The following is a 6,546-nucleotide window of genomic DNA, read 5'->3' on the forward strand; positions in this document are numbered from 1 at the left end:
CATTTATAAATTGTACAGCACCGCCTAAACGGATTCGGAAAAACTCATAGTTGATATTATAACTGATTCGACAAAAAATGAGAACCGTTATACATAGCCTTTTTCTTTCAGACTGATGAATTTTTGATCGCCGATGATAAGATGGTCCAACAGCTCAATGCCGATAATGCGGCCGCATTCCGCGAGCCGTTTGGTGACATCGATGTCTTCGCGGCTTGGGGTTGGATCACCGGAGGGGTGGTTGTGCACGCAAATGACAGAGGCGGCGGATCGTTTGATCGCCTCTTTAAACACTTCGCGCGGGTGGACAATTGAAGCGTTTAAGCTGCCGATGAACACCGTTTTGCGATAAATAACTTGGTTTTTTGTATTCAAATAAATCGCAACAAAATGTTCTTGCGACAAAAACCGCATATCTTCCATCACATATTTGGCTCCGTCCTCCGGGCAGCGGATCACATAGCGGTCGTTATAGCCGGATTGGTGGATGCGGCGGCCGAGTTCCAACGCCGCCAAAATTTGCGCCGCTTTTGTCGGCCCGATTCCTTTAATATTCGTCATTTCTTCCACTGTTGCGTCTTTGAGCAGCCTTAGCCCTTCAAAGTGGCGAAGGAAGCGTTGGGCAAGCTGCACGACCGACTCGTCCTTCGTTCCGGTGCGCAACAAAATCGCCAGCAGTTCATGGTCTGCCAAGCTTTCCGGCCCCGACGACAACATCCGTTCGCGCGGACGGCTGTCTTTCGGCACATCGCGGATCATCCACGCCATTGTATTCCTCCCTTTTCGTATTTTTGTTCGACCAAACGGCTGGCGCGCTGCAGGCGCCCAGCTGCTTGGCCACATCGCGTCCCCATGCCGTCTCGCGGCCATGGCGAAGCCCCAGACTGAACATCCTTTGCTGAAACAATCACGTCTCCATTCCGTAAGGCGGCCATCCAAGCCGGCGCAGCTCCCGTGCCGTCCGCGACAGCGGCAAGCCGACGACCGTCAAATAATCCCCCTCAATCCGCCTGACAAACAAGGCAGCCCGGCCTTGAATGCCGTACGCCCCCGCCTTGTCCATCGGCTCTCCGGTGGCGATGTAGGATGTGATTTCCTCATCGCTCAACTCCCAAAACGTCACCGCTGTTTTTTCAGCGAATGACACAGTCTTCCCGTGCGGCGCCGCGATCGCGACACCGGTCCAAACATCATGCGTTCGTCCGGACAAAAGCCGCAGCATGTCAAACGCTTCTGTTTCGGTGCGCGGTTTTCCCAACAAGCGTCCGTTGCACACGACGATCGTGTCGGCGCCAAGAACGAAGGCACCGGGCGCAGACGGCGCAACCGCTTCCACTTTCCGGCGGGCCAGCAATTGAACGGCTGCGTCGGGCGGCATTCCGGGGGGGATCGTCTCATCGGCCTGGCTTTCCTGCACGTCAAACGCCCAGCCGGCCAGCTCGAGGATTTGCCTGCGGCGCGGGGAACGAGAGGCAAGCACGAACCGTGGGGGCATCGTCATTCTCCTTTCTTCGTTTCGGTTCGGAAGATTCATTTGTATCGTAGCAAATTTTGCGGTGAAAGGCAATTTCTGCAGGCGGGCGAAAAAACAAAAAACGGAGCCGTTCAGCTCCGCAGCGGAACCAACTCCATGTAAACGGCAAGCGCCTCAAGCAGCTGCTGCTGGGTTTTGTTCAGCAGCTCTTTTTCCTCCCCCTCCTTGTAGGCAACAAGCGCCAAATACGCCTGCTTCAGCGACTCGGCATATTTCTTGACCGTGTTGTCGTTGGGTGTTTCGCTTTTTTCAAACGAGCCGTACACCTTGCTCAGCGCCTTCCATTCCCCGTCGCTCACATCCTTGCCGGCGAGCAAAGCGGCGGAAACTGCTGCCATGCTTTTGTATAGCGCCTCTCCTTTTTGGACGATATCCGACCGGCGCGCCTTCGTGTCGGCCGCAAACGACAGCTCCTTCACGTACGTGCTCGGCACCGCTCCTCGGTATTGGTCGTTGACCGCCCGCAGCGCTTCCTTATCCGCGCCAACCGCAATATAGAGAGCCGCCGGCTGTTTTCCAGCCACCACGACCGGCACGTCGGCCTGTCGAATCGATTCGGCTGCCCGCGCCGCCGAATCCGCATTTGAGTAGACGCCGGCCTGAATGACAGCGACCGAAAACGGGGCGGGCAACTCGCTTTCCGCACGTCCTCTGCCCGAAACCGCTCCATCCTCCGTCAGTTCTGTCAACGCTTCCGCCGCCGGCGATGGCTCCGCTTTTTCCTTCGGGACAAGACGAAGCATCACCATGCCAAATGCCATGCCGACAAGCGCCGCGACTGCCGCCGCGAGAAACAGCGGCTTGACGTGCGACGGCAGCCACGGCCGGCGCGTTTTGCCGACTTTCTTCTTGGGGACTGCCTCTGAAACGGAAAAGATCGGTTCATCAGCTTCCATAGCGGCAGCCCCCTCCTTTTCAGCAACGGCCATCACTTCTGTTTCCGTTTCTTGTCCGCCGTTGCGCCCGCGATCCGTTGCGTCTCCACCGTCTGGAAGGCTGCCCCCCTGCCGAGGGCTGAGCGAAAGGTGTCCGACCGAGGTTCCACCAACGGAAGAAGCGGCCGGCGAAGCCGCTCTGTGCTTCTGTCCGCCGGGTTCATCCTGTTGCTCGTCCGATGGTTGTTCAATGGTAAACGGCCGCGATTGTCCGTTAATGTTCACCGTAATGCCCGGACGCTGCTTGTCCATTTTGCCACCGTCCTTTTTCACACTTCGATTTCTTTCGCCTATCTTACCATAAAGAGAAAAAAAAAGAACAAGACATTTGTCGCCTTGTTCCTGCTTCTTTTCTTCATTTTCCGACATTATCGGTCACGAATCATCTCCGTCCCCAGCGCTTCGACAGGAATCGGCTGCTCGCGCCCCTCATAGGTGCAAAGCTGCTTTGTCTCGCCTTTCAAGCAGACAGCGTACTCAATCCCGCCGTCTTCCCGCTTCGTGGCAAGCACGTACGATGGATTCGTTTCCGGCGGCAATACATTTCCGGTAAACGGATCTTCGATTGGATCCAGCAAACCGTTGCCCACCAATTCTCCATACGACAATATGGCAGAAGAACGGGCTGGCAAAAACTCCACTTTTTCCGCGCCGACATACAGCCGCGCCGCTTCATACAAGCCATAAGCATCCGAAACAAACGCCCGCTCGCGCGCACGGTCGATCACCGTCCACATAGCAAGACCGACGATCATCGCTACCATGCCGATGATCACAAGCACAGCCAACAGCTCAATGAGGGTCATTCCCCGCTTCATGCGAATGAGCATATCGGACTTCCACCATCCTCTCTATCGGTCCGAAGACGGCGCCATTTCCACGAGCGGATTGTCTTTGCCGCTTGGCGGAGGGACATCGCGGATGGGAATGAGCTGCTTCCATTTCTCAAGCTGTGGTGCGTAAAAGGCGCGGACATTGATGGAATAGGCGAGCGGTTGCACGTCGACAGCGGTGGACGTCAACTCCGGCGGGCCGGTAAACGTCAATCCTTCCACCGCCAAAATGCGCTCAGAGTGCTCAAGCACCTCTAAAAACCGTTCAAGCTGATAATAGGAGGGAGATTCCACCGTCAATTGGGCGGTAATAGACTGGATGCCGCTTGGAGGAATCAACGCCTTGTCTCCGGACGCCTTGCTTTCCGCTCCATTCGCGTTCCCTTGCGAAGGAGATTCTCCGGTTCCTTGCCCTTCAGCGAAGCTGACGCTCAATAGCCGGCTGTCAGAAATATATTCCGCTTTTTGAAACGCCAGCAACAGTTGGTCGGCGAACGGGCGCACCGGCACTTTCCTCTGCAAAGCCGCCAGGCTCTCTGCCGTTTCTTCTCGATTCCCCGCCGCCTGCTTTTTCATTGCAGCCAACACGTTTTTCTCGCTTTGTACGACCGCCTCGAGCCGATCCATTTGTTCGTAGCGCGGCATGAGCACAAAAACATAGAAAGCGGCAAACAAAAGAGCGGCAAGAAGAAACACCCCGGTAAACACGAGCGGCCATTTTCCAAAACGGCCCATCATTCGTTGTCCCCCTCTTTTCCTGTCGGCTGAAGTTCCAGCTCATATTGCGCGATATACCGCGGCACGATCGTTTCCCCCTCTGCCCCGCCGCTTTCGCCGCTGGCCGAGATGCCGGTCAATTTGACGGCTTTGACCAAATGAACTTCCTCAAGCCGATCTAAATAATAGGCCGCTTCTTCCGCCGCATCAAACTGCACTGTCATCGTCACCGTCTTTTGACCGGCATACGAAAAGTTCATGATAAAGCCGCGCTCCGGCAGTTGTTTGGCCAACGCACGCAACAGCGGCACCGTTTTGAGCGGATAACGGTTCGCCCATTCGACCGCTTTAGCAAGCTCTTGCTCAGCTTGCTGCTGCTCCGTCGTTTTTCCCTTCGCCTCCATCGCCGCCTGCTCGGCGCGCACTTGCCGAAGCTCCCCTTCAAGCACCGCGAGCCGTTGATTCGCACGCTCCATCAGCCAGTAGCCTCCCCCAGCGCCAAGCAGCAGAAGCAAAACGGCGAAGGCCGCCAGCACGGCGCCCGCCGCACGGCGCGGCTCTTTGCGCGGCAGCAAGTTGATGTCAACGATCATGGTCAGCCATTCCTTCTTTCAACGCCAATCCCCAGGCGAGATGATAACGGTCCGGCAACGGATCAAGCGAGCGAGAAAGCCGCTCCGGCGGCACATCAAGCCGCTCTGACATAACGGCAAACACATCGTCAAGCCGCGGATGGTCGCCGATGAGGAAGAGGCGCGTAATTTGCTGTTTTCCTTGCTGGATGGAAAACGAATAAAAGCTCATCATCCGCTCGACTTCCTTATACACCTCCGCAAACGGGTCAACGATCGGCATCGTTCGCTCCCCGGGCGCCTCAAGCGGCACATGGCGCATAAACTGCGGCAAATGGCGGTGGAAGACGCTCAAATTGACAGCCGATTCGTCAAACTGGACAAGCAAAATGTGGTCGTCCGCCGCGGCTTGTCCGGCAACAAAAAACGGGCGATAGGCGCAAAGCGGGGACACATCGGCCGCCACCGGGCGCAGGCCGGCGTCTTCCAAGAGCGCCGCATATTCGGCCACCGCCTCTTCCGGCGCGGCAAACAACAGCACGTTCAGCGCCTCGCTTGTTCTCTCGGCCACGACGTAGTCAAACACCGGATCGGCGAACGGAATCGGAATCGATTCACCAAGCTCCATAAACAAATAGCCGCGGATGTCCTCGTCCGGCAAATGAGCGGGAAGCGGCAAATGGCGGATCATCACAAACGGATCGGGAACGACAAAGCGGACACGCCGCCCGTCAAGTTTCCATTCGTCAACACATTCGTCCAAAATCATCGCCAACGTTTCCCGATCGGCGATTTTTCCATCGCGAATGATGCCGGGCGGCAAGGCTCGCTCGCCCCATCGCCTCGCCTCGGGCGGCTGCCCCGGCCTTGCTTCCACATAGCGCAGGACATGATCTTTGATGATGATGTTCGCCTGTTTCGCCTTTCGCCGCCATAACGCCATCTTCATTCCGCTTCCTTTCTGCCGTCTTTACATCATGAGTGAAATATACGCGCGCACGATCGCTTCTCCGAAGAAAAACGCGGTCAACGCCCCGAGTGCGATCGCCGGCGCAAACGGCATCGGCTTGCCGCGCCGCACGCGGCCCAACGCCATGCCGACAAGCCCGATCACCGTTCCGTACAACGTCGCCAAGAAAAACGCGAGCAACACCATTTTCCAACCGAGCACAAACCCAAGCACGGCAAACAGCTTCACATCGCCGCCCCCCATCCCGCCTTTGGACAAAACGGCGATCAGCCATAAAAGCGAAAATCCGACCGCCGCCCCAAGGAGCATATCGGCCCACGGCAAAAACGGAATCACAAGCCGCTCAACCAAAAACAAACCAGCAAACACCAAAAGCACCCGGTCGGGGATGAGCATGTAGCGAAGATCGGAGACGACAATGATGGCAAACAAGCTGATCAACGTCCACGCCACAACGAGCCGCCCGCTCCAGCCGACCCACATCGGCGCGGCCGTAAACAAGGCAGCGGTGGCCAATTCCATCGCCGGGTAAAGGGGAGAAATGCGCCCCCCGCACCCTTTGCACCGCCCGCGCTGCACGACATACGACACAACCGGAATGAGCTCCCCCGCCGATAGCGTCCGTCCGCACGCCGGACAATGCGACCGCGGCCTGATGATTGACTCCCCGACCGGCACCCGCAGCCCGACAACGTTAAAGAACGAGGCGAGGAGGAGGGAGTAGAGGAAAACCAAAGTTAGGGCAATTTGATTCATAGATATTAATTCCTATCAAACGCTTTTTCTATTTTCAGCTATCTTCTTAACTTCCACTCTCACCTTTGACAGCCCCAACTGCACTGCGTTTAAGATTTTGTTCTTCGACAGCTGCCCCATTATTGTGTACTCCTCGCTGGCTGTTAATTAATTTCACATAGTAACTTAATTTATTTCCATTATTTTTGATAAGTACGTAAGAATAACCAGCGTTAGGATCATTACTSTC

8 protein-coding genes and 1 pseudogene are annotated in these 6,546 nt (G+C 56.3%); all 9 read right to left on the bottom strand.

Translation table 11 applies throughout. The features are described 5' to 3' along the window. Positions 1-87 precede the first annotated feature (87 nt). Positions 88-768 (bottom strand): DNA repair protein RadC, encoded by a 681-nt coding sequence (gene radC / locus AP057_RS01265; protein WP_055357875.1) that lies wholly within the window; start codon positions 766-768, stop codon positions 88-90. Between the two features lie 139 nt (positions 769-907). Next, positions 908-1,495 carry a nucleoside triphosphate pyrophosphatase gene (locus AP057_RS01270; protein WP_055357876.1) on the bottom strand — a complete coding sequence of 196 codons (588 nt, stop codon included), beginning with the start codon at positions 1,493-1,495 and terminating at the stop codon, positions 908-910. Between the two features lie 110 nt (positions 1,496-1,605). Further along, positions 1,606-2,721, bottom strand: a complete 1,116-nt coding sequence (locus AP057_RS01275) for a hypothetical protein (RefSeq protein ID WP_055357882.1) — start codon at positions 2,719-2,721, stop codon at positions 1,606-1,608. A gap of 116 nt (positions 2,722-2,837) precedes the next feature. Beyond that, positions 2,838-3,299: a type II secretion system protein gene (locus AP057_RS01280; RefSeq protein WP_055357877.1), complete on the bottom strand. Its 462-nt coding sequence runs from the start codon at positions 3,297-3,299 to the stop codon at positions 2,838-2,840. A gap of 21 nt (positions 3,300-3,320) precedes the next feature. Further along, entirely contained in the window at positions 3,321-4,040 is a 720-nt protein-coding gene (locus AP057_RS01285) for a hypothetical protein (RefSeq protein ID WP_055357878.1), read from the bottom strand. Next, positions 4,037-4,612 carry a fimbrial protein gene (locus tag AP057_RS01290; protein ID WP_023633736.1) on the bottom strand — a complete coding sequence of 192 codons (576 nt, stop codon included), beginning with the start codon at positions 4,610-4,612 and terminating at the stop codon, positions 4,037-4,039. Before AP057_RS01290 ends, AP057_RS01285 begins: the two co-directional genes overlap by 4 nt. Further along, the gene (gene pilM, locus AP057_RS01295; RefSeq protein WP_055357879.1) at positions 4,602-5,540 is read right to left on the bottom strand and encodes a type IV pilus biogenesis protein PilM; all 939 of its coding nucleotides are present in this window, start codon (positions 5,538-5,540) and stop codon (positions 4,602-4,604) included. Before pilM ends, AP057_RS01290 begins: the two co-directional genes overlap by 11 nt. A 21-nt stretch (positions 5,541-5,561) precedes the next feature. After that, positions 5,562-6,317 (bottom strand): A24 family peptidase, encoded by a 756-nt coding sequence (locus tag AP057_RS01300; protein ID WP_055357880.1) that lies wholly within the window; start codon positions 6,315-6,317, stop codon positions 5,562-5,564. A 46-nt stretch (positions 6,318-6,363) separates the two neighbouring features. After that, positions 6,364-6,546 (bottom strand): annotated as a pseudogene (locus tag AP057_RS17650) (type II secretory pathway pseudopilin PulG); the annotation flags it as partial.

It is taken from the genome of Geobacillus sp. Sah69 (assembly GCF_001414205.1).
Lineage (GTDB): Bacteria > Bacillota > Bacilli > Bacillales > Anoxybacillaceae > Geobacillus > Geobacillus stearothermophilus.